The following is a 24,359-nucleotide window of genomic DNA, read 5'->3' on the forward strand; positions in this document are numbered from 1 at the left end:
TCGTTAATGGGGAAGTTATTTGTAAGTTTATATGCGTATATAATAGTTTCCTTATTTTTAGTGAGTGGGGTGATAGAGCAATTATGGCCTTATGAAGAAACACAGCAACAAGTGTCTCTTGATAAAGAGTTTGGCGAGTCACTTTGGTTATTAACTCAGACTCCAGAAGGCATTACCAATTTAGCGTCACGTTTTAATACCCACATCGTCGATAAAAAAGATTTAATGCTTCCCAAACCACAAGCTATTGAGCTTGCGCAGCACCACCATATTTATTTATTCGATGAAGAGCAGCGCGCAGTGTGGTACATAGAGCTCGAAAATGAGCAGTTACTGCAAGTAGGGCCTATTAGTGTATCCGCACCTGCTTTTCCATCAGTATGGCCTTACCTATTATTATTGTGCGTTGTAGGGATCCCCGTTGGGCTATGGAGTTTTTTATTATGGCGAGACTTTGCTAAATTACGGATGGCATGTGAAGCGGTCGGCGGGTCACAAGATTTTGAATTGAATGCAACGTCCAAATCATTTTTTTTGCCAATTACAGATACTTTACGTGCTATGCAACAACGCATTCAACACCTGTTGGCGGCTCAACAAGAACTTACTTCCTCAGTATCTCATGAGTTTAGAACGCCATTAGCACGTTTGAAATTTGCCTTAGCAATGCTCGAAGATAAAGTGACTGATGAAAAAGCATTTGATTACATTGATACAATGCAGCTCGATATCTTAGAGTTAGAGTCATTAGTGAAAGAAATGCTCGATTATGCGCGTCTAGATACTCAACAGCCAAATATAAGCGTTCAACAATGCGACCTAGTCCAGCTAATAAATAGTGTTGTTACCAAACTTGATTTTGCCACAAATATTAAAGTTGACGTACAGCTACCAACGACATGCGCTTATGGTTGTGATAGTCATTTTATTGCACGCACTGTCCAAAACTTAATAGGTAATGCTTTAAAACACGGACAGTCTCAAGTACTGGTTCGCTTAGTTGAAGAGACTGAGTTCGTTATTTTAAGCGTTGAAGACGATGGTGCTGGAATTGAGCAAGCGCAGTGGGAAACGGTATTTAAACCATTTACACGATTAGATAAAAGTCGCGATAAAAAAACAGGGGGATTTGGATTGGGTCTCGCTATTGTCGCTAAGATAGTTTCATGGCATCAAGGTAGATATGAAATATCACACTCCTCATTAGGCGGTGCTAAATTGACGATTTACCTACCTAGACGTGCAACAAATTGAACATCACTGATTTAAGTTAGAGATTTACTAATCGGCTGATTTAAGAATATATAAATTCATTTAACTCCTCAGCCTGAGTTTTTCAGGAGTAATAGCTTAGTTTTCGCCTCAAGAGCCGTTACAAAGAGAGTTATTATCCTCAACGTCGGTTATGTAATCCTAACTAATTTTGCACAAAAAAAAGCACCTTAGGCGGTGCTTTATCTTTAAAACCAAAAATCAACAAATAGCAAAGTAATAGACCTGCAATGAAACGTTAAGTTCAATATTCAATAATTTATTTCTCTATAAGGGGTCGTTTTTGTTTTTTATTAATAGAGGCATAAGGAGCTGCTCTAAACCATTTAGCTTCACTTCATACATCATTGCAAGTTGAGCCCCGAGGGTTCCATCAGGAAAGCCTTGTTGTTTAAACCAGACTAAATAAGGTTCAGGTAAAAGTAGTAGTGGTCTGCCTGCATATTTTCCGAAGGGCATTTTTGTGTTGATCGCTATTTTAAGCTGCTCAGAATCCATGGTTAACTTTTATTGAGTCGTTTTAACTAAAGTGTATTACAAAAAAGAGGAGGAAAATAGGCCATGACGGGCAAGAAATAGCCTATTTAATGAGGGAGTAGGCCCTCAGGGTTTTTAATGAATTTGGTGTTGTGGCTTTTTAGAAAATCCAAGCTTTTTAAGGCTACTTAACAATGATGGATCATCTATGCGATTAGGCGTCTCACTGTCACGCAAAAAATGATCACTTGGTACTTGATAGGCATCTAGCATCTTTTGGAAGAGTATGGTACGAATTGTCACCGCTGTCATTCCATTTCTCTGTAGTTCATCTAGACGATTTTGAAGTTCCATTAAACGTGGACTTTTGACATCATCAGCTACGGCTTGAAATTGTGAGGGAAACTTATTTTTCATCTAGAAACCTTATTAATAACGAAATAAAAAAAGCAAATTGAATACGTATGCAAACACATAAAAAAGCTTTTTATGTTAAAAATAGATACTTACGAATTAGTCAACGAATGCAGTTTACTCTGTTTTGATGAGTAAATGCCAATCTGCATGTAAAGCTTTGTAAATAAACTTGACCGATATTTGATGAGGTTTTTATTGAGACTTTGGCCATCTAGAAGTAAGTTAATGATATATAAATAAAAATAGTTCTCAGTACCTAAAGTGGTACTAAGAACCTAATTTATATTAAGAAAATAATTTTTGTTTCACATGTTCAGCAAAACCGCTACCGGCTTCTAAATAGAAGTTATAAGTTGAATCAACACCCATATCTTCCAGCTCTTTTTGTTGATCAGGGTAATTTGCAATCGCAGTAACCTGACCTTGATAGCCTGAGGCACGTAACTGTTCTAATGCAAATATGTTTTGCATATGTTTAGGCATTGCTAGCATAATCATTTCAACATTAGAGTGATTTACACGTTGCCAAAAGTCTGGATCTGTAGCGTCTGCAAGTAATGCCTTTCGATCACGACGAACGTGTTTATCAACAACCTCTGGTTTTATGTCAACGCCAGCCACAACACCTGGGTGTGTTAAATTGATTGTCTCATAAGCACCTGTGCCAATTCGACCCATACCAAATATAACTATTCTTGTATTATTTAGGTTAACAGGCAGCTCTTCAGCTAATCGAGTGTCACTTTCAAAACGCAATAGCCACTGCTCTATTTTTACGTAAATTTCATTAGAGCGTTTATTCAAAGGAGAGGCGATAATAAATGTTATAGATACCGCAATAGCCATAACAGCCAGCCATTCATTGGTTATTAAACCGCTTGTTGCAGCAACCATACATACAATTAAACCAAATTCACTGTAGTTGGTTAACGTAAATGCGCTTAAAAGCGAAGTACGTGCTCGCAATTTAAATGCATTAGTCAGTACATAATATAAAAGTACTTTGATCGGAAGTACCATAATGATAACAAGTGCTATCAATAATGAGTTAACGGTCAACTCAGCACCTAAACCAATCGTTAAGAAAAAGCCGACTAACAGTATTTCTTTCAAATTAAGTAGTGACTTAGCTAGTTCACCTGCTTTTTTGTGAGGCGCGAACATCATGCCTACAATTAATGCACCTAAATCACCTTTAAGCCCTGCAAATTCAAATGCGTTATACCCTAAGACTAAAGCAAAAAAGAAACCAAAAAGAGGTAAGAGCTCACCATGTTTAGAGCGATTTAAAATCCAAAACATAACAGGGCGAAGTAGTGGAAGAGCAACAAATAAAGCAAGTGCCCAGCCATTTGGTGTTTTCCCTGTACTTATAGCGAGAAATATTACGGCAAAAATATCTTGCATAACTAAAATACCAATAGCTATTTTACCATGCAAACTAGCCATTTCACCTCGCTCCTCAAGCACTTTCACTGCAAATACAGTACTTGAAAAACTAAAAGCAAAACCGACGAGTAAAGCACTTTGCCAGCTTAACTCATCAAACATTGGTAATGCTAAATAACCAAGGAACAACATTAATCCACAAAATAGAGCACTGCTCAATATTATATGTATTGAAGCTGGAGCCCATACTTGAGGTTTGAGTAAATTAGCAACACGTAATTTCAAACCAATGCTAAAAAGCAATAAAGTAACACCAAGGTCGGCTACTGAGTTTAGTAGTTCAGTGCTTTGAAAACCGCATAAGTTTAGCGCAAACCCTGCAATTAAAAAGCCGATTAACGGTGGGAGTTTTAGTTGATAAACGACAAACCCACAAACAAACGCTGTGGCAAAAAATATTATTTCCATAATTCTTAACATCACTTCATGTAGAGGGTCAGTGTAGCGAAAGATCACTATATTTGAAAATAATAAAGCCATATTTCGTATGTTAGTTGATCGAGTAGTGTATTAATTATGTTTAAAAATTATGCAATGATTGTTTTTTCGTGTAAAAACGGCATAAATAGCAACATTTTCGCTGACAGCAGCTTTTAAATGTGGTTAAGATGCAGTAACAAAGGAATTTAAGTGGCACTTTGTAGAAGTAGGCGGCTTAAGGAGAAATAGATGTTTAAAAAGATTCTTGCATCAATAGGTATTGGTGCTGCAAAAGTTGATACTGTTCTTGAAACAGAGCACCTGCAACCAGGGCAAATATTTAATGCTCAAATTGTTATTACAGCAGGTGACGTGAGCCAAGAAATTGCCGGTTTAGATTTAGCATTAGTCACCAAGGTAAAAGTAGAAGGTGAAGACGGTGCTTATTTTACGAATCATATAATAGATAAGTGGCGTATAACCGATATAGGCACATTGGAGCCGGGCGAGCAAAAACAGATACCTTTTGAAGCTCGCTTACACTCTGAAACCCCCATCACCGAAATTAATGCGGGTTCTAATCAATCACATGTGTGGTTAGAGACCGGGCTTGATATTGATTTAGCGCTTGATCCAACAGATAAGGATCATCTGCATATATACCCCAATGATGCAGTAAATACGTTTATGCAAGCGATGGATAAATTGGGCTTTAGTTTAGTTAAAGCTGACGTGGAAAAAGGCTTTTTACGTGCAAGTACATTTGCTTCAGTATCAGGGTGCTATCAAGAACTTGAATATAGACCCAATAGCCGCAGTTTATTTGGCCTTAAAGAAATTGAATTATCATTTGTGCCTGAAGCTCATAAAACGCATGTATTAATCGAATTAGATAGGGCGTTTAGAGGTGATGGCTACGTAGATTTAACAATCGAACATGACCACGTGAATTTATCACAATTATGTGATCAGTTAGAGCGCCTGCTTACATAAAGGTAGGTTAGGGCGTGTTGACCTTTCGTGATTGATTTTGCAGCAGCATGTTTGGTATTTAGGCAAGGCAGCGCCTATGGTGTGTGGTTGCTCCCTATAAATAGGCGATAACGCAGTATAAATGCCAAACATGCGCTGCCCAAAGGGTTCTTCCTAGGGGCGATTAACTCTTTGTTGCTCGGTTTTTACTTAGCCCACTAGGTTACAAACCTCGCGCCGCGATTAAATCGCCCCTAGATTGAAAAAATTTCAATCCACAAAGGTCAACACGCCCTAGTAATTTTAATGAATAGCCCAGCATCGTCTGGGCTTTTTTATAAGAGCACTTTGATGCAATTAGTAAGTAAGTTATTTTCACAGCTAAGTAGTACTGAATTATTTAATATAATGCGCGGCCGAGTTGATGTTTTTGTTGTTGAGCAGCAGTGCCCGTATCCAGAATTAGATGACGTAGACACTCAATCTGATACACAACACCTTTTTTGGAGTGAAGAGCCATGCTTGTACGCATATGCGCGTTGTTATGCCAAAAATGAGCAATACAGTGCTATTGGTCGTGTGTTAATTGAAAAGTCTCAGCGAGGTAAAGGGCTGGCTGCTATATTAGTCAAAGAGGCGATTCACTGTTGTTTAAAGCACTGGCCTTCGCGGGATATTTATATAGGCGCGCAGACATACTTACTCGACTTTTATAGTGAATTTGGCTTTGAAAAAACGGGTGGAGTGTATTTAGAAGATGGGATTGAACACCAAGATATGATTTTAAAAAACCGCTCAGTTTGATGAGCGGTTTTTATTACGTTGAATTAACCTAATAACGAACTTACAAACACTAAACCAATTGCTATTGGGCAAATGAATTTAATATACCATGGCCAAATTTTCCAAAATATACCATTAGCAACTTCTGGGCAGCCTTGTTGAATTTCAGTTAGTAAAGAGTTGCGATACCAAATCCAACCAACAAATAAGCAGCACATTAAACCTAGCAATGGTTGGCCAAATTTAGTTGTCAATGCGATAACAAAGCCGAATAAAGTGCCAAAGTTTAAAATAATAGTAAAACTGACCACTGCAATAATGGCGCCAATTAGCCAGGTAGCACTAAGGCGGTTTAATGAAAAGCGTTCAACGGCGTATGAAACCGGTGCTTCTAACATTGAGATAGAAGATGTTAGGGCAGCAATGCTCATCAAAGCAAAAAATGCAAAGCCGACGAATAAACCAATAGTGCCCATGCCATCAAATAAGGCAGGTAAAACCTGAAATACTAAGGTGTCTTCTGATAATAGCTCGCCTGTCGCAGAGAATATTTCAACACCTTGCGCTTGAGCTACATACATCGCAGGGATAATTAATAAGCCCGCAACAAAAGCAATAAATACATCAATAAGTGTCACGTATGCACCCAAAGAAACTAAGTTTTCTTTTTTACTGATATAAGAGCCGTAAATTATCATTACACTTGTACCGAGTGATAATGAGAAAAAGGCTTGCCCTAATGCACTTACGAGTAACTCAGGGTCTAATATAGAACTGAAATCAGGGACCAAGTAGGCTTTAAGACCTGTCATGGCGCCATCTTGCATCATTACATAAATAATTAAAGCAAATAAAATGGAAAGTAATGCAGGCATTAAGCGTTTTGACCACTTTTCTATGCCGTTTTCTACACCTTTACTAATAATTGCTACAGTTAAGATTATAAAACCTGCAGTAAACAGTAAATCACGAGAAAGTGATTGCTCACTTAGCCATGTTGAAGCTGTTTGACTTCCAGTGAGTGTAGCTACCGGTTCTAGTGTTGCACTGATCATCCAGCCGGCCACAATGGCATAAAAACTTAAAATTAAACCAGCGCAAATTATGCCACCAAAACCGACCACAAAAGCGAAGTGTTTTTGCCAGCCATCATTCGATATTTTACGTAAAGAAGTTACGGCATTTGCTTGACCATGACGGCCAATTGTTAATTCAGCCATTAGTGCAGGGTAGGCTAAACAAAAAGCCAGCACAAGGTAGGCAACTAAAAATGCGGCACCGCCATTACTTGCGGTTTGTGTGGGGAAGCCCCAAATATTTCCAAGCCCCACAGCAGAACCCGCGGCGGCCATTATAAATCCAAAACGGGAGCTAAACTCCCCTCTTACTGCGCTCATAATTATTATTACTTCTCTATTTTGTGACGGCGCTGACAATCTACTGTAAATGCAAAAAAATAAAAAGCTCTTATTTTAGTGAATAAACGCTAAAAACGTAACATTGGACTTTTTTGCATCAATCAGTGAGCTTGTCCCTTTATGTTTTACCTATTAAGTGTTTGTTGTATAGGTATATAAACAGAGATACGATGACTGTAAAGTGTAACATTTTAATTACATTTGCTCGTGGTTATGTATTTTCAAGGTAAAGCAAGCACCGCCGAGTCGTTCGCTTTTGCCAAGTTTAATAGTGCCGTGGTGCCAATCAGCGACTTTAGCAACAATCGCAAGCCCTAAGCCGTAACTTTGATCTGCTCTATTACGGTGATTTTGCTCTTGAAAAAAAGGGCTAAAGACTTTATGCCAATTTTGTTGGGCTATTCCCGGCCCATCATCTTCAACAATAAATGTGATTATGTGCCCTTGTCGTTTTGCCGTTAACACAATGCGGCTATGCGCAAAATCACAGGCATTGTTAAGTAAGTTAGTAATGGCACGCGCTAACCAATGCAGATCCGCTGTTAAATTTTCATTATCGCTGACTAATTCTAAATCAATAGTTTGATTGGCTAATTTAGGAGCTAATTGATTGATAATTGTTGCTAAATAATCATTCATTAATGTGTTTGAATAGGTAAGCTGATTTGCTTGTTGCTCTAAGGTTGCAAATGCTAAATAGCTTTTAAGCATGGATTCCATTTGATCTAAATCCGATTCCATGCGAGCTAAATAATGTTTTATTTTATCTTCATCATGACAATCAATCGCAGCATCTAAACCGAAGCGCAAACAGGCAATAGGAGTGCGTATATCATGAGATAAGCTAGACGCCATTAATTTGTTTTCATCAAGGAGTTTTTCAATTTGGCTCGCCATACGGTTAAATGTGCGCTCTACATCTTTTATATAAGTAAAGTGGGATACCTTAATACGTGCGCTTAAATCACCTACTGCAAACTTTTTAGCTGCGTCGTTCACAACACCTAAACGATTTGCTAATGGTGCAATAATAAACCCCATAAAAACACATAAACCAGCATAAAAAAGTAAGGTAAGTAACATGTCATTATGTTGTTCTTGTTGATGCAGCTTCTCTAGGCGTAGCTTTAAATGAAATGGTGAAAGTTGTGTATTTGTGTAGAGTAAATAAAAGCCTTGTTGATCTTCAAGGATGAGCCCACCAGGCGCACGCATTTGGGTAAGTAAGGAGGCCGGGAGTGCGAGTGACTGTGTAGCGCGATAGGTTAGCGGTAATGAAAATTGCTCTGCTAGATTTTGGGTAAAGCGAACACGTTTATCGAGAGGTTGAGCTATAATCTGCTGGCTAAACCCCATTAATATTTTACTTTGTAGAGCAAACTCATCTTCAGTGTGGTGAGTTTGCTGGCTAAATGCATCTATTAGCCAACCAAGTATCACAATAGATAACAAGGCGCTGGCAAGTAAAGAAAGATAAAACTTTTTCATGGGCTTGTTAAATACATAATAAAATTAACTGACGCATCACCATGCACTGGCGACGAGTAAATAGCCACGTCCCCAAATGGTTTTGATTTTTTCCGGGTGCTGCGGATCATCATTAAACTTTTTTCGTAACGCAGAGATAAGCACATCAACACTGCGATCCAACCCATCGTACTCTCGGCCTTTCGTTGCTTTAAATACAGCATCACGAGATACAACTTGGCCTGCATTACTGGCTAAGTATTGCAGTAGTAAATATTCAGCGCTAGAGATAGGGTGCTCAACATTATCGACGAAGACATTTCGTGACTGTGTGTCTATTTTTAATAAACCAACTTGGATAATCGAATCATCAACCTTATTCTCACTATTATCATTGCTTAGTCGCAATGCTGCTTTGATACGAGCCAATAGTGCTCGAGGTCTGACTGGCTTCATTATATAGTCACTGGCGCCTACTTCTAACCCGATCACTTCATCCATTTCATCATCTCTTGCAGTGAGCATAATGATAGGGGATTGATAAAACTGGCGTAGCTCTCGACAAACACTGATCCCATCTTGGCCCGGCAGCATAATATCGAGTAAGATTAAATCAGGTTTTAGCTCTTTAACATGACTGACGACCTGATCGCCGCGAACACAAATTTGTGTGGTATAGCCTTGCTCAGTTAAGTATTCAGCGACCCACTGAGCGAGTGACTGATCATCTTCAACAAGTAAGATTGTGCCGTAATTGTCCATAGTGTTCTCTTTTTAAAAAAGGCGCCAGCGTCGTTTCTTTTGGCGGTTTTGATAAACCCACTGCAGCTGCACTTGTGCTGATGCGATGATTTTGCCTGTATCACTATTAATTAGTTCAAATGAAATGCTTTCAATCGAGTCAAATGCATAATTGAACTTCCCATTACTTTGTCTTAACCAGCATTGCATAATGTGCTTAGATGTTGCATCACGTAAGCAATAATTACCGAGTGTACTGTGTTGCCAGTTTAGCTCAACATCAGCGTAGCATTTGCGTCCTTCGCGTAATGCTACGCAGGTATCGGGTAGGGCTACTAAGCTATTATCTAATGGCTTTGTGTCGCTTGCATATAACGGGTTAATACCCAGCAACAATAATAAAATTACTGAAGCTTTAGAATACATAACGCACGCCCATCATCGCTTTATGCTGATACCCCTGAGATACAATTGGACTATTAACTATTTCATTGGAAAACCACGTTGATAGCCAACCACCTAAAAATACCCAATGCTGATTAAGCGGATATTCGGCGTGGAATTCAAATATCATACTTGTTGATGTGCCCGTATGATAAACGGGACGAGTTGGGGTTGCTTCACTTGGGGTAATGCCAAAATAGTAATTTGTAAAATCAGCAGAATATGCGCTAAAGCCTAAGCCGGTTCGAAACTCCCAGTTTTGCCACGGTAAAATATGGCTAAAAAAAGTATTTACGACCCAGCCATTATGCGCGCTAGAAATATCATGTAAGTATTCAAACGAAATCTGTGAATTTTCAAATCGTCGGGTAAGGCGCAGGCCAGTATCAAAATCATATCGACGACTTTTAATACCATCGAGCTCTTTAATAGTGCCCTCAGCGTATAGATCTAGACCTGTTTCGTTAAAGCCCGCTTGTATATTGGTGCCAAGAATATCCAGCCCCCAATCAAATTTATCTATCAGGCTATAACCAATAATGACACCACCACTGAGTTGACTGTGATCAATGTCTAAATAAAAGCGTTCGTAAGATAGGGCTAGGTTAATATCAAGTAACACGCCGTGACTATATGAATCCATACCAACTAAGTAGGAATCTTCGATATAATAACCAGCGCCAGCGCTCCAGTCCCAGGCAAAACCTGCCGTCGGTTCTAGGGTATTGTCGGCATAATAACGATTACTTGCATAACTCGGGCTGTGCCATAAACACACACTGATCACAAATATCATCAGCTTTTGTAGTGGATTTTGTACCAATCGCATCCGTTATCCAAATAAATAAACAGTAATTAACTGTATTATATTGTCAAATAGTTATTTAAATCTGTAAAAAAATGTATTTGAGTGCAATAAATGTATTTATTTTTAAAGTAGGCGTTCCTCGGCGCTTTTGTAGTTGCCGAGGGGGATATACTCAAATCACCTCAAAAAACGCCCAAGGGTTTGGTTTAAAAAGATTTATACTGCGTTATTGATTTTAATAATAGAGCCATAATTAGAGGTTAAATAGTCCATTTATCACAGTGGTTTACTGAACTTTAATTTTATCAATTAAAATACTACTTAAATAGTAGTGCATCATAGGCGTTAAGGCGCTTACTTCTGTGCGATTACACGGCCCCTGAGTTTTAACTAAACTGGTTAGCTTTGAGATAGTTTGATAGCTAGGCACACTAATGTCTTGCTTTGCACGTGCAATTCGCGCTTGCTCTGTATTTTGTGCATGTATGAATGTTGCAATATCTAATTCATTGCTAATTATTTGTTCTTCGTTAAAAGTGTATATTAATGGCTCACGATGAAAACTTGCGCTGTCAATCGATGACTTACCAAACCATACAACATCACCAGATGCTTTATGTGTTAATCGCATGCTCACTTGTGCATTTATTGTTGCACATTGCTGAGAAGGGAATTGGGCTGCAATTTCATTAAATAAAGGGTAAGGGGTTTTAGGTGTTGACACCTGATATTGAGTATCATCAAGAAAGCTTAAATCTAATTGGTGAATTGAGAGTATATAGTCGCTATTATTTTGCTCTGTGACACGCAGATTAATCATCTCCAACGCATCGCTAATTTGTTTTTTTAGTGTATCTGTAACACTTGTTTTATCAGCAACTATTTTAATGCTTTGATTGCGTTTTAATTTATGGGCTGGTAGTTGTACTGATTTTACTTTGGGGGATGCGTGCTCTGTTACGTATTTAACCTGATAAGTTTGACTTTTTAGTTGCGGTTTTTCTGGCATTGCTAAAAGCGGGGCAGGGGTTGGTGAAGTAACGCAGCCCGTTGTAATTAAAATAAAAGAAACGATTGAAAAAAAACGAATTAGCACTGTAAAACCCTTATAAAATCAATTAATCGGCGCATTGTACGTGAGTCTAGTTAAAAGTTCATGGTATTATGAACTAAGAAACTTCCTAAATAGATTAAAATAATAAAAAATGAAGTACTCAGTCCCATTAATTTATTCTTTTATTTTACTGCTGTCGATGGTGTTTTTTCACCCCCGAGTGAACGCAGCCAACGAACAATGGCAAGCATTACTCAAAGACTATAACAAACATTTGCAGAACAAATTAAAAAGTAAAGGTATACCCGCCGGAGCGTTATCGATAGTTAATGGCCCAGATAATACATATGTTAAAGGTTTCGGTGTAACTAAATTAAAAAATGGCCAGCGAGTAAATGAATATACTCGATTTAGATTAGCCTCTGTATCAAAGACTTTTGCAGGCGCGTTGACAGCAAAACTAGTAGGACAAGGAAAGTTTTCATTAGATGACCCCGTAAGTAAGTTTATTCCAGAATTTGCGAATACTAGCTATAAAGATAACTTAAAAGTATTTCACTTGTTAAGTCACTCTAGCGGCTTAGTGCCAAACGCCTATGATAATTTAATAGAATCACGGATGAACTATCCAGACATAGTCGCGAAGCTGTTAAGCGTGCAACCAATTTGCCAACCTGGGCAATGCTATGGCTATCAAAATGTCATGTTCAGTTTGATTGATGAGGTGATTATAAGCAGTACTCAAATGAGTTACTCGCGCTGGTTAAATGAATTTATTTTTTCTCCGCTACAAATGAAAAATGCCAGCGTTGGTTATCAGTCAATGGTCGCTGATGGAAACTATGCACATCCTCATGTGCGTGGCCGTAAAAAGTGGCATACAGCAAAGCTTAAAAAGAATTACTATAAAGTTATTCCTGCGGCAGGTGTTAATGCAAGTGCTAGTGATATGGCTATTTGGTTAAAAGCACAACTAGGTTATTACCCAAGTGTGTTATCCAAAGATGAACTCGCCAGACAAACGCGTCCTTATACCCAAACGAAAAAAGAGCTGCGTCGTAGAGTATGGAAAAAACACCTAAAAGAAGCATATTATGGTTTAGGGTGGCGTGTATATAATTATGATAATGAAACAATTTACTATCATAGTGGGTGGGTACAAGGCTATCGAAGTGATTTAGTTGTGATCCCACATATGAATATTGGTTTCAGCTTAGTTTTAAATGCTGAAACAGGGTTAATTAACGAGCTTACAACAGACTTTATTAATCGTGTATTAGCTTATAAACAAGCGCAGTTAACTCCTAAACTTTAAAGGTATACGATGAAAATTTTATTAAGTGTATTGATAGTGTTTTTCAGTGCTTATATAAATGCACAACCAGAGCAAATATATTTGTTTCGTCATAGTGAAAAGCTAACAGATAAAGATCCACATTTATCAGCACGCGGAGAAATTAGAGCACAGCAATTACATTCTTTAATTAACACGCCAAAGACCGTTACGCTGTATAGCACCCACTATAACCGTACACTTGAAACAGCGGCACCATTAGCTGATCACTTTAAAGTAAAAATAGCTACATACGATCCAAGCAAGTTGGTTGCTCTACAACAAGACATACTCACTAAAAGTGGCACAGTTATTATTATTGGCCATAGCAATACAACCGTAGAATTAGCGCAATTATTTAATTCAGTAGAGTTGGAAAAAATGCCTGAAAGTGAATTTGACCGCTATTTTTTATTAAATAAGGAGTCACAGGGCTATACGTTAAATGATCTAAAGATGGGGTTTTAAGCAAAGTCATACAATTTAGAAAATTATTTAACTGTGTTTTTCAGGCATAAAAAAACCAGCGAGCGCTGGTTTTTTTTACAAAGAAGGAAAAGCCTAATTACGCGGTAATTGAATTTTCTTTTCTTCACTCTGGCGGTAAAGCACAATAACATGACCAATTGACTGTAACTTTTCAGCGCCAGTTTCACGAATAATTGCTTCAAAAATCAATGCTTTAGTTTCTCTGTCATCAGTAGGTACTTTTACCTTGATAAGCTCATGAATTTCTAATGCACTTTGAATTTCTACTAAAACACCTTCCGTTAAACCGTTTGAACCGAGTAAAACGACTGGTTTAAGAGAGTGTGCTTGACCTTTTAAAAACTGCTTTTGTTTGTTCGATAATTTCATGTTGTTACAAATTTTGCTGAATATGGCTTGAATTAAGGGTATTCTAACGCCATCTAGAGAATATTACTAATTAGTTGCGTGTTAATTTATGACGAATAAAAAACTTTCGGCCAGTTCACAGCGATGGTTGAAGGAACATTTTGATGATCCTTATGTTCACGAGGCACAAAAGAAAGGTTGGCGTTCTCGTGCGATTTTTAAACTCGACGAGATCCAAAATAAAGATAAATTATTACGCCCAGCTATGACCGTTGTTGACTTGGGCGCTGCGCCAGGTAGTTGGTCACAGTACTTAGTTGAAAAAATTGGCATGAAAGGGCAAGTGATCGCTTGCGATATTTTGCCGATGGATTCACTTGCAGGCGTTGACTTTTTACAAGGAGACTTTCGAGAAGAAGCTGTTTTAGATGCGTTATTAAATCGTATTGGCGGAAAAAATGTTGATGTAGTGCTCTCAGACATGGCACCTAACATGAGCGGTAATAGCTCCGTTGACCAAGCTGGAAGCATGTATTTAGTTGAGCTTGCGCTTGATATGTGTCACCAAGTATTAAAGAAAAATGGTGCATTTATTGTAAAAGTATTCCAAGGTGAAGGCTTTGATGAATACCTACAAAATGTACGAAGCAGCTTTAAAGCTGTAAAAATCCGTAAACCCGACGCTTCTCGTGCTCGTTCTCGTGAAGTATTTATAGTAGCGACAGGCTATAAACTGTAGTACAGTTGTCAGGCGTTTAGTTGAATTTAAATTAATTGGATACAAGAGGTTAACCCCTTGAGCGATATGGCGAAAAATCTAATACTCTGGCTGGTCATTGCAGTTGTGCTAATGTCAGTATTTCAGAGCTTTAATGGCGGCGATCAAATAGATCGTCAAACTAGTTACAGTCAATTTGTAAAAGATGCTAGAAATGGCTCTATACAAGAAGTGGCTATTGAAAGTACCAGTGGCACAATAACTGGTATTAAGTCTAATGGTGAGAAATTTCAAACCATTATGCCTATTTACGATAAAGATATTTTAAATGATCTACTAAAAAGTGATGTGAATGTAAAAGGCGTTAAGCCTGAAGAGCAATCATTTTTAGTAAGTATCTTGATTTCATGGTTCCCGATGTTACTACTGCTTGGTGTATGGATATTCTTCATGCGTCAAATGCAAGGTGGTGGCGGTAAAGGCGCAATGTCGTTTGGTAAAAGCAAAGCGCGCTTAATGAGTGAAGATCAAATTAAAACGACCTTCGCTGATGTTGCAGGTTGCGATGAAGCAAAAGATGATGTGACTGAGTTAGTGGACTTTTTACGAGATCCTTCTAAATTCCAAAAGTTAGGCGGTAGTATTCCTAAAGGCGTACTTATGGTCGGACCTCCAGGTACGGGTAAAACGTTATTAGCGAAAGCTGTTGCCGGTGAAGCCAAAGTACCATTTTTTACTATATCAGGTTCTGATTTCGTTGAGATGTTTGTTGGTGTTGGTGCTTCTCGTGTTCGTGATATGTTTGAACAAGCGAAAAAAGCAGCTCCTTGCATTATTTTCATCGATGAGATTGATGCCGTAGGTCGCAAACGTGGTGCAGGTATGGGCGGTGGTCACGACGAGCGTGAGCAAACGCTAAACCAAATGCTTGTAGAAATGGATGGTTTTGAGGGCAATGAAGGTATTATTGTTATTGCAGCGACTAACCGTCCTGACGTATTAGACCCCGCTTTACTTCGTCCAGGTCGTTTTGACCGTCAAGTGGTGGTTGGTTTACCTGATATACGTGGCCGTGAGCAAATACTTAAAGTACATATGCGTAAAGTGCCATTAGGTGATAACGTTGAGGCATCTGTTATCGCACGTGGTACTCCGGGCTTTTCTGGCGCTGACTTAGCAAACCTTGTAAATGAAGCTGCTTTATATGCAGCACGTAGTAATAAACGTGTTGTTAGCATGGCTGAATTTGACGCTGCTAAAGATAAAATCATGATGGGCGCAGAGCGCAAAACCATGGTGATGAGCGAGAAAGAAAAAGAAATGACGGCTTACCATGAGGCGGGACACGCAATTGTTGGCCGCATGGTACCTGAGCATGATCCAGTTTATAAAGTATCGATAATACCTCGTGGCCGTGCCCTTGGTGTAACTATGTACTTACCTGAACAAGATCGTGTTAGTCATTCTAAAGAGTTGCTTGAGTCAATGATTTCAAGTCTCTACGGTGGCCGTATTGCCGAAGCGCTTATTTATGGTGAAGATAAAGTAACTACGGGTGCAAGTAATGACATTGAGCGTGCAACGGATATTGCCCGTAAAATGGTTACACAGTGGGGCCTAAGTGAAAAGTTAGGGCCACTATTGTACGCTGAAGATCAAAACGAGATGTACATGGGTGGCGGCGGTGGTCGTTCTATGAGCATGTCGGATGAAACAGCAAAAGTGATTGATACTGAAGTTCGTTTACTCTCAGATCGTAACTATCAACGCGCCGAAGCAATCTTAAAAGATCATATTGATATATTGCACTCAATGAAAGATGCATTAATGAAGTATGAAACAATTGATGCGAAGCAGATTGATGATTTAATGGCGCGTCAGCCAGTGCGTGAACCACGTGATGCACATGATCGTCGTGACACGGCTGATAAAAAACCAGCTCCAGCTGAGACAAAAGCAGAGCCTGTTATTGAAAAAGATGAAAAACCAGCACAAAAAGATGAAACAAATCTTGATGATAAAGCTGAATAACAGTTAAAATAGCTAAACCAAAAGCCCCGATTGTCGGGGCTTTTTTGTAACTTATAAAATAAAGTACAAATATCAATGCAATGGATGTATTGAAGGTGATAGATGACCACAGTTAATTTACCTAGAGGTCGCAGTTTACACCTCGACACCCCCGTAATTATGGGGATTCTGAATGTCACCCCTGATTCTTTTTCAGACGGCGGATGCTACTACCAAACTGACAGCGCTGTCATTAAAGCCCAAGATTTATTAGCCGATGGGGCCACTATTTTAGATATTGGTGGTGAGTCAACACGCCCTGGCGCGCCAGATGTCAGTCTCGAAGATGAATTAGCCCGCGTGATCCCCGCCATAGAAGCCATTCGAGCTCACAGTGATAATGCAGTAAATCGTAGCGTCATTTCAATAGACACCAGTAAAAGTGAAGTAATGCGCCAAGCTATTTTAGCGGGGGCAGATATTGTCAATGACGTGCGCGCTCTACAAGAGCCTCTTGCATTGGAAACGGTGGCACAGTTTCCTGATGTTGCAGTGTGCTTAATGCATATGCAAGGTCAGCCGCGAACAATGCAAACTAATCCGCAGTATGGCGATTTATTTGCAGATATAAATGACTTTTTCAAACAACGTATTAATGCATGTGAAACAGCGGGTGTTCAGCGTGAGCGACTTATTCTCGATCCCGGATTTGGGTTTGGTAAAAGCCTTAATCATAACTATGAATTACTCGCACGGTTTGATGAATTTAATTGCTTTGGCCTACCTGTTTTAGCTGGGCTATCGCGTAAGTCGATGATTGGCAACTTATTAAATAGAGAAACCAGTGAACGCCTAGCTGGCAGTTTGGCTGGTGCACTAATTTCAGCGCAAAATGGCGCAAAAATAATACGCGTACACGATGTAAAAGAAACCGCAGATGTACTTGCTGTATGGCAGGCCTGTAAAAAAGGAACACACAATGAAAACTAGAAAATATTTTGGCACTGATGGTGTCCGTGGCATGGTGGGTGAGTACCCGATTACGCCAGAATTTGCCCTTAAACTTGGGTGGGCAGCAGGAAAAGTACTATCAAAAAATGGCACAAAAAAAGTCATAATTGGTAAAGATACACGTATATCAGGTTACATGTTAGAAACCTCTCTTGAGGCGGGGCTAATTGCTGCGGGTATCGATGTGGTCTTACTTGGCCCAATGCCTACACCTGCCGTTGCTTATTTAGCTCAGACCTTTCGTGCAGAAGCAGGTATTGTGATCAGTGCATCGCATAATCCTTATCATGATAATGGTATTAAATTTTTCTGCGGTCGTGGTTTAAAATTGGGTGATGAGGTTGAGCTACAAATTGAGGCGATGCTCGATGAGCCAATGACGTGTGTGGCATCAGATAAGCTTGGTAAAGCGCGCCGCCTAGAAAGTGCTGATGGTCGTTATATTGAGTTTTGCAAAAGCCAATTTCCCCAAGGATTATCGCTTGAGGGACTAAAAATAGTACTCGATTGTGCTAATGGCGCAACCTACCATATTGCACCATCTGTCATGCGCGAGTTAGGCGCAGAGATCATTTGCCATGCATGTGAACCCAATGGTGTAAATATCAACTTAGAGTGCGGTGCAACGCATGTTGATGCATTAAAACGTAAAGTGCTTGAACATAATGCCGATGTTGGTATTGCTTACGATGGTGATGGCGATCGTGTGATGATGGTTGATCATAACGGCCGTGTATTTGATGGCGATGACATTGTCTATATTATTGCTTGCCAAGCTGCACAAGATGATATGTTAGGTGGCGGTGTTGTCGGCACTGTTATGTCTAATATGGGGCTTGAAAATGCGCTTAAAGCTAAAGGTATTGATTTTGCTCGAAGTAAAGTCGGGGATCGTTATGTTATGGAGCTTTTACAAGAAAAAGGCTGGAAAATTGGCGGTGAAAGCTCAGGACATGTACTAAACCTTGATCTGATCAGCACCGGTGATGGTATTGTTTCAAGCTTACAAGTGTTGGCAGCAATGGTTGCACAAAACCGCACTCTTAAAGACTTAGGGGCTGGCTTTACTAAGTACCCAATGAAAATGATCAACGTACGCTACAAGGCAGGAACAGATCCAACGCAAGCACCAGAAGTCATCGCTGCGGTTGCGCAAGTTGAAGAGCAACTTGGTGGTAAAGGTCGTGTTCTATTACGAAAATCAGGTACGGAACCTGTTATTCGCGTTATGGTTGAAGCTGAGCAAGAAAAAATAGTGCTGGATAGCGCACAAAAAATTGCCGCAGTTGTTGAATCTATGAGCAAACAAACTGATTAAGAACAATAACCTCTTGTAACTTTGGGCGAGTCGAGTTACTATCTCGCCCGCTTTCTTATGTGGAGTGGAAAAATGGCAATACGCAAGCCAATGGTCGCAGGCAATTGGAAAATGAACGGCTCGAAAGAGTTAGTACAGCAATTATCTGACGCAATCAACAACGTAAAATCAGATAAGATCGACGTTGTGATCTTTCCACCTTATCCATTGTTACCAATGCTAACAGCAGCGGGTGTAACAACTGGGGCGCAAACAGTTTCAGAAAATGAAGCTGGTGCATTTACTGGTGAAGTTGATGCGCAATTAATTAAAGATTTAGGTGGCGAATATACGTTAGTTGGTCACTCTGAACGCCGTAATATTTATGGCGAAAGCAATGACACTGTAGCGGCTAAATTTTCTCGCGCCCAACAAGTGGGCTTAACACCTATTTTATGTGTTGGAGAAAGCGAAGAGCAACGCGAACAAGGTCAAACTGAATTAGTCGTTGCTGCACAAATTGATGCGGTAATTGATAAATTAGGTCTAGCAGCACTGAAAGATTCTGTGATAGCATATGAGCCCGTTTGGGCCATTGGCACAGGTAAGACTGCATCGCCTGAACAAGCACAAAATGTGCACAAATTTATCCGTGATAAAATTGCTGATAAAAACAGTGATTTAGCACAAGGGTTGACCATCCTTTATGGTGGCAGCGTAAATGAAAAAAATAGCGAATTATTATTTGCACAACCAGATATAGACGGTGGCCTAATTGGTGGCGCTAGTCTAAAAGCAGGCTTATTCACTGCTATCTGCGAAAGTGCAAAAGGGACCGTGTAAGATGTACGAAATTTTATTAGTAGTTTATTTAGTTGTGGCTTTAGCGCTTGTTGGAATGGTATTAATTCAGCAGGGCAAAGGCGCAGACATGGGTTCATCATTTGGTGCTGGCGCTTCTGCAACCGTTTTTGGTTCGTCAGGTGCTGGTAACTTCATGACTAAAACAACAACAATCTTAGCTACAATATTTTTTGTACTAAGTATTGTGCTGGGTAACTTAACCGCAGGTCAAATAAAAAGTGGTGACCAGTGGGATGACCTATCACAAGAAGAGACGGTTGTACCTGTTAGTGTTGATGCGCCTAAAGCTGAAACAAAAGAAGAGACTCACGTACCTAATTAATTCTTTAGTTAATAATTAGTTACTTGTTAAACGATTTACAGACCTCGCGTAAATCACTAAGTTTAACACATAAAGCAAAAGCTTTAAAAATGCGGTTGTGGTGGAATTGGTAGACACGCTACCTTGAGGGGGTAGTGCTTTAGGGCGTGGGGGTTCAAGTCCCCCCAACCGCACCATATTATAAAACCCAGTAACAGTAATGTTACTGGGTTTTTTTGTCAGTAGGCTATGCACAGCTCTGTATAATACCAATCAGCATAAATATTTGAACAATTTAACGAATTAAATCACGCTATAACGTCGTTAAAAATTTTTTATTTAGGACAACTAGGGCGTGTTGACCTTTGTGGATTGAAATTTGTTCAATCTAGGGGCGATTTAATCGCGGCGCGAGGTTTGTAACCTAGCGGGCTAAGTCAAAACCGAGCAAAGCTTCCGCGTCCTGCTCACGCCCCTTACCTACATCCGTGTAGGTAACAAAGAGTCAATCGCCCCTAGGAAGAACCCTTTGGGCAGCGCATGTTTGGCATTTATACTGCGTTATCGCCTATTTATGGGGAACAACCACACTGCATAGGCGCTGCCTTGCCTAAATACCAAACAGTCTGCTGCAAAATTAATCACGAAAGGTCAACACGCCCTAGATATAAAAATTTTTGCCTAGTTTTCTTGTCATTAAATAGACCCCATATCTACCCAGATTGGTATAATCCTAATAGCATTAAATAAGTATTTTGCTATAGCGATAAAAAATAACTAATTAAGCAATACAAATAAATTATGGCGTAACGTTGTTCTCGCGATTGCTTTTGGATTTCCCTACTTTGAGTATATAAGTGATTTTAACGCAGTTAATTTGTGAGCGGATTACTCGCTAGAAAAATCACGATTTTAATAAAGTAGCTATAATAAGTCACATAATTAAGATTATAACGCCAAAATAGTATTTATTTTCCTTAAATTCAGCAAAATCACATTAAAAAGCTAGAAAAATTACAAATATAGTTAACACTTATAGTTAATAGGCCGATAATACGTATAGCTAAAATAATAGGGTAAATAGTATGGCTTCAAGCTTATCTTTTCAAAATATCAGTATCACTAAAAAAATTCATGCGATCACTAGTATTGCCGTGATTGCATTTGTGGTGATAGTGTTGAATAACTATATTGCCATGGATGACAATCGTGTTTCATTAGATGAATTAGAAAAAACATCTTATCAGGTCGTTAAACTAACATCTGCTAATGTAGGGCTTCTTGAAAAACTTGATGAGCTTTACACACAGGCGGTTACTTTTGGCGAACAAGATCTCGTTGATAAAGCCACCAAAACATATTCAAATTTAACAGAGAATCTGGATTCAATTAGTTCTCTCAGTTCAAACTATATTGATAATCAGGCTCGTAATCAGTTGTCTAATTACTCAAAAATATCATCTCAAATTGCAAATGATATGATCAACGGGACTGCTGACTTTGAGAAAATTCAGCAACAGGCAAAATCAAAAACAACGATGTATAACTCGGTACTACAAAGTTTTAAATCTGCGCAGCAACGTGCAGATGATCGCTTCTTTGAATTAGTACAAAGCACTAAGTTGCGCTCAGATAATGCATTAACGTTAATGTTAGTTGTTTCGTTTGTTTCTCTATTACTATTACTTTTTATGGCAATTTTAATTGCGAGAGGAATAGGTTCAGCTGCAAGTGATGCTGCAGATAATTTACGTCTCCTTGGAGAAGGTAAAGGGTCATTAAGCACTCAGCTCGCAGTACGTTCAGAAGATGAGATAGGCCAAGTTGCAATTAATTTCAATATTTTTATAGCGCTATTGAAAAAATCAGTTCTCGATGTAATGTCAGTGTGTGAACCCCTCATGGAAAACTCAACACGCTTAGTGCAAGGTATGGAACAAGCTGAAAAAGCAACCGCTAAACAAACTACAGAGGCTGAAGTTGTAAAGCAATCTATGGAAGAAATGAAGCAAAGTGTTGGAGATATCTCTCAATCTGCTGCGAATGCATCGAGGGCTGCGCAAACGGCGGAAAAAGAAGTAGAGCAAAGCCGCTCTCAAATAGAAACGGCTGTTTCAGAGTCTAAAACATTAAGTAATGAGATAAACCATGCAGCCACAACGATCAATAAATTGGCTGACGATACGAAGAATGTAACGCAAATTTTAAATGTGATTACAGCGATAGCAGAGCAGACTAATCTTCTTGCGCTTAACGCTGCGATAGAGGCGGCTCGTGCGGGTGAACAAGGGCGTGGTTTTGCTGTGGTAGCTGATGAAGTTCGTGAGCTTGCCTCACGTACAGCAAAATCAACAAATGAAATTCGTGAGCTACTAAACACTTTAACAAGTGCTGCTAATGAATCAGTAAGTGCAATGACATCAGCGCGAGATATGGCAACAAACAATGCAATTGCGGCAGAGAGTACAGGTATATCGATTGAAAAAATTGCCGAGCAAATGCTTGAAATCAATGGAATGAACTCGCAAATTGCCGCTGCAACAGAAGAGCAAACATCTGTGGCTGCAATGGTTGTTGAGAACGTTTCGAACATGCATATGTCATTTGAAGATACAATGCAGTCACTTGCTGCAGTAAGAGATGTGGCTAAAAATCTACATTATTTATCTGATAACTTATTAGATGCTACTGCTAAATTTAAAGTTGAGTAATCTACTTAAGTATTAAAACTTTAATAGGTTAGGGCGTGTTGACCTTTCATGATTGATTTTGCAGCAGTCTATTTAGTATTTAGGCAATGGTGTGCGGTTGTTCCCCATAAATAGGCGATAACGCAGTATAAATGCCTTTAAAATCCAATACCTGAGGGTATTGGATTTTTTACGTCTATAGACTGAAAGAGCGGTTTATTTTATTTAACCTGAACTTAGGTTATTTAGCTCTCAACACTGACAGCTTGTAGTGATTCACTTTGATAACAACCTAATATACGCACATACTGGGTGTGCTTTTTGAGTTCTTCAAAGGCTTGTTTTACTTGGCTGTCGACTAAATTTGCTTCTAGATCTACATAAAATACCTCTTCCCATGGATTACCAGGAACAGGGCGGGATTCTAACTTCACCAAATTAATATTGTGGTGTTTAAAAATCATTAAGGCATCAGCAAGTGAGCCTGCTTGCTGCTTTGTTGCCATAATCAAGCTTGTTTTTGTTGGGATCTGTTTTGATACTTGTAACGGTTTACGTGCAACAACGATGAAGCGGCTATGGTTTTCACGCTGATTAGCAAGGCCAGACTTTATGACTTCTAAACCTACGTTTTTGCCTGCCTGAGCTGAACCAATCGCTGCGCTATTTGGTGTATCTAAAGCTAACTGTAGAGCACTGGAAGTTGAATCACAGGTTTCGTGTTGAATATCACCTAGCCCTTGTAAAAAACGGCTACACTGCGCAAATGGCTGTGGGTGAGCAAAAATTTTAGTGAGTTGACTAAGTTCAGTCTCAGGGGTCACTAATAAACAGTGTTCTACGCTATGTGTGACTTCACCAACAATCGACACTTGGGCGTGCTGTAATAAGTCAAACACTTCATTGATACTACCTGAACTGGTATTTTCAATGGGCAGTAGACCGTAATCAGCTTGACCACTCTCAACTTTTCCAGTTATCTGCTCAAAGCTAGAACACCCCATTTCGACTAGTTTACCTGGGCGACGACTAAAGTATTTATGACACGCTAATTGGCTATAAGAACCTTGCCCACCTAAATAAGCCACGCGATGAGTTTCATTCATCACCCCAGGGTTAAGGTTTTTTTGTAACATAGCTTGTTGATTTAAAACTGAATCTTCAAGAATTGTTTGAAAAACGTTATTTACATAATACGCATCTAAACCAAGAGACTTACCATAACCTATAAGCTTCTCAAGTAAGGCGTGTTCACGGGCTTCGTCACGGATAGGTTTATTATTGGCAATTTTATATTCAACAACACCATGACTAATACGACGGCGCTTTGCCAATAAAACGAGCAGATCAGAGTCAATTTCATTGATATCATGTCTGAGTGAATTAAGTACTTCATTTGTCATTTTGGGTTCCTCATTCCAAAAGTTACCTTTGCAGGTAATACAAATAAAAAAGCCTCCCAGTTGGGAGGCTTTGCTATTCGGTTGATTAAATCTCGCAAACAGGTAAGCCTCTTCTATTCAATAAAGAAAAAGAAGCTAAAAAATGAAAAGGTAGTGTGCGAGAATTTTCTGTT

Annotated in this window: 23 protein-coding genes and 1 tRNA gene; 13 read left to right on the plus strand and 11 right to left on the minus strand. The window is 39.2% G+C overall.

What is annotated here, in order from left to right:
- The first annotated feature begins 6 nt into the window (after positions 1 to 6).
- A complete protein-coding gene (locus HH219_RS08210; protein WP_169327129.1) occupies positions 7 to 1,254 on the plus strand; it encodes an ATP-binding protein in 1,248 nt (415 codons plus the stop codon).
- 285 nt (positions 1,255 to 1,539) lie between these two features.
- On the opposite strand, the gene HH219_RS08215 is transcribed toward HH219_RS08210, so the two are convergent.
- The 3 genes from HH219_RS08215 to HH219_RS08225 all read right to left on the minus strand — a co-directional run bounded on the left by HH219_RS08215 (position 1,540) and on the right by HH219_RS08225 (position 4,023).
- Entirely contained in the window at positions 1,540 to 1,770 is a 231-nt protein-coding gene (locus HH219_RS08215; RefSeq protein WP_054203256.1) for a DUF3820 family protein, read from the minus strand.
- 114 nt (positions 1,771 to 1,884) lie between these two features.
- The gene (locus HH219_RS08220; RefSeq protein WP_054203255.1) at positions 1,885 to 2,166 is read right to left on the minus strand and encodes a hypothetical protein; all 282 of its coding nucleotides are present in this window, start codon (positions 2,164 to 2,166) and stop codon (positions 1,885 to 1,887) included.
- A gap of 285 nt (positions 2,167 to 2,451) precedes the next feature.
- Positions 2,452 to 4,023, minus strand: coding sequence for a cation:proton antiporter family protein (locus tag HH219_RS08225; RefSeq protein ID WP_169327130.1), 1,572 nt, complete (start codon positions 4,021 to 4,023; stop codon positions 2,452 to 2,454).
- A gap of 261 nt (positions 4,024 to 4,284) precedes the next feature.
- Here HH219_RS08225 and HH219_RS08230 point away from each other — a divergent pair, with 261 nt between their 5' ends.
- Both HH219_RS08230 and HH219_RS08235 read left to right on the plus strand, forming a co-directional pair.
- Positions 4,285 to 5,028, plus strand: coding sequence for a sporulation protein (locus tag HH219_RS08230; RefSeq protein ID WP_054203254.1), 744 nt, complete (start codon positions 4,285 to 4,287; stop codon positions 5,026 to 5,028).
- A 330-nt stretch (positions 5,029 to 5,358) separates the two neighbouring features.
- Entirely contained in the window at positions 5,359 to 5,811 is a 453-nt protein-coding gene (locus HH219_RS08235; RefSeq protein ID WP_169327131.1) for a GNAT family N-acetyltransferase, read from the plus strand.
- Between the two features lie 23 nt (positions 5,812 to 5,834).
- Here the strand turns inward: HH219_RS08235 and HH219_RS08240 are convergent, their stop codons facing one another.
- The 6 genes from HH219_RS08240 to HH219_RS08265 form a co-directional block, all read right to left on the minus strand.
- Positions 5,835 to 7,187, minus strand: a complete 1,353-nt coding sequence (locus HH219_RS08240) for a sodium-dependent transporter (protein ID WP_169327132.1) — start codon at positions 7,185 to 7,187, stop codon at positions 5,835 to 5,837.
- A 216-nt stretch (positions 7,188 to 7,403) separates the two neighbouring features.
- Positions 7,404 to 8,696, minus strand: a complete 1,293-nt coding sequence (locus tag HH219_RS08245) for an ATP-binding protein (RefSeq protein WP_169327133.1) — start codon at positions 8,694 to 8,696, stop codon at positions 7,404 to 7,406.
- Between the two features lie 36 nt (positions 8,697 to 8,732).
- A complete protein-coding gene (locus tag HH219_RS08250; protein ID WP_054203250.1) occupies positions 8,733 to 9,437 on the minus strand; it encodes a response regulator transcription factor in 705 nt (234 codons plus the stop codon).
- A gap of 12 nt (positions 9,438 to 9,449) precedes the next feature.
- Positions 9,450 to 9,842 (minus strand): DUF3019 domain-containing protein, encoded by a 393-nt coding sequence (locus HH219_RS08255; protein WP_082355640.1) that lies wholly within the window; start codon positions 9,840 to 9,842, stop codon positions 9,450 to 9,452.
- Positions 9,832 to 10,656: a MipA/OmpV family protein gene (locus HH219_RS08260; RefSeq protein ID WP_054203472.1), complete on the minus strand. Its 825-nt coding sequence runs from the start codon at positions 10,654 to 10,656 to the stop codon at positions 9,832 to 9,834. Before HH219_RS08260 ends, HH219_RS08255 begins: the two co-directional genes overlap by 11 nt.
- Positions 10,657 to 10,954: 298 nt before the next feature.
- Entirely contained in the window at positions 10,955 to 11,758 is an 804-nt protein-coding gene (locus tag HH219_RS08265) for a hypothetical protein (protein ID WP_054453944.1), read from the minus strand.
- A 115-nt stretch (positions 11,759 to 11,873) separates the two neighbouring features.
- Here HH219_RS08265 and HH219_RS08270 point away from each other — a divergent pair, with 115 nt between their 5' ends.
- Positions 11,874 to 13,037, plus strand: a complete 1,164-nt coding sequence (locus HH219_RS08270) for a serine hydrolase domain-containing protein (protein WP_054453909.1) — start codon at positions 11,874 to 11,876, stop codon at positions 13,035 to 13,037.
- 9 nt (positions 13,038 to 13,046) lie between these two features.
- Complete coding sequence (locus HH219_RS08275; protein ID WP_054203248.1) at positions 13,047 to 13,523, plus strand: histidine phosphatase family protein; 477 nt, start codon at positions 13,047 to 13,049, stop codon at positions 13,521 to 13,523.
- A 93-nt stretch (positions 13,524 to 13,616) separates the two neighbouring features.
- Here the strand turns inward: HH219_RS08275 and yhbY are convergent, their stop codons facing one another.
- The gene (gene yhbY / locus HH219_RS08280; RefSeq protein WP_054203247.1) at positions 13,617 to 13,913 is read right to left on the minus strand and encodes a ribosome assembly RNA-binding protein YhbY; all 297 of its coding nucleotides are present in this window, start codon (positions 13,911 to 13,913) and stop codon (positions 13,617 to 13,619) included.
- 88 nt (positions 13,914 to 14,001) lie between these two features.
- On the opposite strand from yhbY, the gene rlmE reads away from it, so the two are divergent.
- The 8 genes from rlmE to HH219_RS08320 all read left to right on the plus strand — a co-directional run bounded on the left by rlmE (position 14,002) and on the right by HH219_RS08320 (position 22,804).
- The gene (gene rlmE, locus HH219_RS08285) at positions 14,002 to 14,631 is read left to right on the plus strand and encodes a 23S rRNA (uridine(2552)-2'-O)-methyltransferase RlmE (RefSeq protein WP_054203246.1); all 630 of its coding nucleotides are present in this window, start codon (positions 14,002 to 14,004) and stop codon (positions 14,629 to 14,631) included.
- A 66-nt stretch (positions 14,632 to 14,697) separates the two neighbouring features.
- Positions 14,698 to 16,641 carry an ATP-dependent zinc metalloprotease FtsH gene (gene ftsH, locus HH219_RS08290; RefSeq protein WP_054203245.1) on the plus strand — a complete coding sequence of 648 codons (1,944 nt, stop codon included), beginning with the start codon at positions 14,698 to 14,700 and terminating at the stop codon, positions 16,639 to 16,641.
- Between the two features lie 102 nt (positions 16,642 to 16,743).
- Complete coding sequence (gene folP / locus HH219_RS08295) at positions 16,744 to 17,610, plus strand: dihydropteroate synthase (RefSeq protein ID WP_169327134.1); 867 nt, start codon at positions 16,744 to 16,746, stop codon at positions 17,608 to 17,610.
- Positions 17,600 to 18,949, plus strand: coding sequence for a phosphoglucosamine mutase (glmM, locus tag HH219_RS08300; RefSeq protein WP_054203243.1), 1,350 nt, complete (start codon positions 17,600 to 17,602; stop codon positions 18,947 to 18,949). The genes folP and glmM overlap by 11 nt, the downstream gene beginning before the upstream one ends.
- Positions 18,950 to 19,021: 72 nt before the next feature.
- Positions 19,022 to 19,771: a triose-phosphate isomerase gene (gene tpiA / locus HH219_RS08305; RefSeq protein ID WP_054203242.1), complete on the plus strand. Its 750-nt coding sequence runs from the start codon at positions 19,022 to 19,024 to the stop codon at positions 19,769 to 19,771.
- Position 19,772: 1 nt separating this feature from the next.
- Positions 19,773 to 20,114 carry a preprotein translocase subunit SecG gene (secG, locus tag HH219_RS08310; protein WP_054203241.1) on the plus strand — a complete coding sequence of 114 codons (342 nt, stop codon included), beginning with the start codon at positions 19,773 to 19,775 and terminating at the stop codon, positions 20,112 to 20,114.
- A 91-nt stretch (positions 20,115 to 20,205) separates the two neighbouring features.
- Positions 20,206 to 20,290, plus strand: a tRNA-Leu gene (locus HH219_RS08315).
- A gap of 888 nt (positions 20,291 to 21,178) precedes the next feature.
- Complete coding sequence (locus tag HH219_RS08320; protein ID WP_054203240.1) at positions 21,179 to 22,804, plus strand: methyl-accepting chemotaxis protein; 1,626 nt, start codon at positions 21,179 to 21,181, stop codon at positions 22,802 to 22,804.
- Between the two features lie 224 nt (positions 22,805 to 23,028).
- Here HH219_RS08320 and HH219_RS08325 read toward each other — a convergent pair whose 3' ends face one another.
- Positions 23,029 to 24,186 (minus strand): chorismate mutase, encoded by a 1,158-nt coding sequence (locus HH219_RS08325; protein WP_054203239.1) that lies wholly within the window; start codon positions 24,184 to 24,186, stop codon positions 23,029 to 23,031.
- Positions 24,187 to 24,359: the final 173 nt, after the last annotated feature.

It is taken from the genome of Pseudoalteromonas sp. NEC-BIFX-2020_015 (genome assembly GCF_012952265.1).
Taxonomy (GTDB): Bacteria; Pseudomonadota; Gammaproteobacteria; order Enterobacterales; family Alteromonadaceae; genus Pseudoalteromonas; species Pseudoalteromonas neustonica.

What these genes read in the sequence shown, in the direction of transcription:
- HH219_RS08210 (WP_169327129.1), top strand. Translation starts at nt 7, where the DNA reads ATGGGGAAGTTATTTGTAAGTTTATATGCGTATATAATAGTTTCCTTA.
- HH219_RS08215 (WP_054203256.1), bottom strand. Translation starts at nt 1,770, where the DNA reads ATGGATTCTGAGCAGCTTAAAATAGCGATCAACACAAAAATGCCCTTC.
- HH219_RS08220 (WP_054203255.1), bottom strand. Translation starts at nt 2,166, where the DNA reads ATGAAAAATAAGTTTCCCTCACAATTTCAAGCCGTAGCTGATGATGTC.
- HH219_RS08225 (WP_169327130.1), bottom strand. Translation starts at nt 4,023, where the DNA reads ATGGAAATAATATTTTTTGCCACAGCGTTTGTTTGTGGGTTTGTCGTT.
- HH219_RS08230 (WP_054203254.1), top strand. Translation starts at nt 4,285, where the DNA reads ATGTTTAAAAAGATTCTTGCATCAATAGGTATTGGTGCTGCAAAAGTT.
- HH219_RS08235 (WP_169327131.1), top strand. Translation starts at nt 5,359, where the DNA reads ATGCAATTAGTAAGTAAGTTATTTTCACAGCTAAGTAGTACTGAATTA.
- HH219_RS08240 (WP_169327132.1), bottom strand. Translation starts at nt 7,187, where the DNA reads ATGAGCGCAGTAAGAGGGGAGTTTAGCTCCCGTTTTGGATTTATAATG.
- HH219_RS08245 (WP_169327133.1), bottom strand. Translation starts at nt 8,696, where the DNA reads ATGAAAAAGTTTTATCTTTCTTTACTTGCCAGCGCCTTGTTATCTATT.
- HH219_RS08250 (WP_054203250.1), bottom strand. Translation starts at nt 9,437, where the DNA reads ATGGACAATTACGGCACAATCTTACTTGTTGAAGATGATCAGTCACTC.
- HH219_RS08255 (WP_082355640.1), bottom strand. Translation starts at nt 9,842, where the DNA reads ATGTATTCTAAAGCTTCAGTAATTTTATTATTGTTGCTGGGTATTAAC.
- HH219_RS08260 (WP_054203472.1), bottom strand. Translation starts at nt 10,656, where the DNA reads ATGATATTTGTGATCAGTGTGTGTTTATGGCACAGCCCGAGTTATGCA.
- HH219_RS08270 (WP_054453909.1), top strand. Translation starts at nt 11,874, where the DNA reads ATGAAGTACTCAGTCCCATTAATTTATTCTTTTATTTTACTGCTGTCG.
- HH219_RS08275 (WP_054203248.1), top strand. Translation starts at nt 13,047, where the DNA reads ATGAAAATTTTATTAAGTGTATTGATAGTGTTTTTCAGTGCTTATATA.
- yhbY (WP_054203247.1), bottom strand. Translation starts at nt 13,913, where the DNA reads ATGAAATTATCGAACAAACAAAAGCAGTTTTTAAAAGGTCAAGCACAC.
- rlmE (WP_054203246.1), top strand. Translation starts at nt 14,002, where the DNA reads ATGACGAATAAAAAACTTTCGGCCAGTTCACAGCGATGGTTGAAGGAA.
- ftsH (WP_054203245.1), top strand. Translation starts at nt 14,698, where the DNA reads ATGGCGAAAAATCTAATACTCTGGCTGGTCATTGCAGTTGTGCTAATG.
- folP (WP_169327134.1), top strand. Translation starts at nt 16,744, where the DNA reads ATGACCACAGTTAATTTACCTAGAGGTCGCAGTTTACACCTCGACACC.
- glmM (WP_054203243.1), top strand. Translation starts at nt 17,600, where the DNA reads ATGAAAACTAGAAAATATTTTGGCACTGATGGTGTCCGTGGCATGGTG.
- tpiA (WP_054203242.1), top strand. Translation starts at nt 19,022, where the DNA reads ATGGCAATACGCAAGCCAATGGTCGCAGGCAATTGGAAAATGAACGGC.
- secG (WP_054203241.1), top strand. Translation starts at nt 19,773, where the DNA reads ATGTACGAAATTTTATTAGTAGTTTATTTAGTTGTGGCTTTAGCGCTT.
- HH219_RS08320 (WP_054203240.1), top strand. Translation starts at nt 21,179, where the DNA reads ATGGCTTCAAGCTTATCTTTTCAAAATATCAGTATCACTAAAAAAATT.
- HH219_RS08325 (WP_054203239.1), bottom strand. Translation starts at nt 24,186, where the DNA reads ATGACAAATGAAGTACTTAATTCACTCAGACATGATATCAATGAAATT.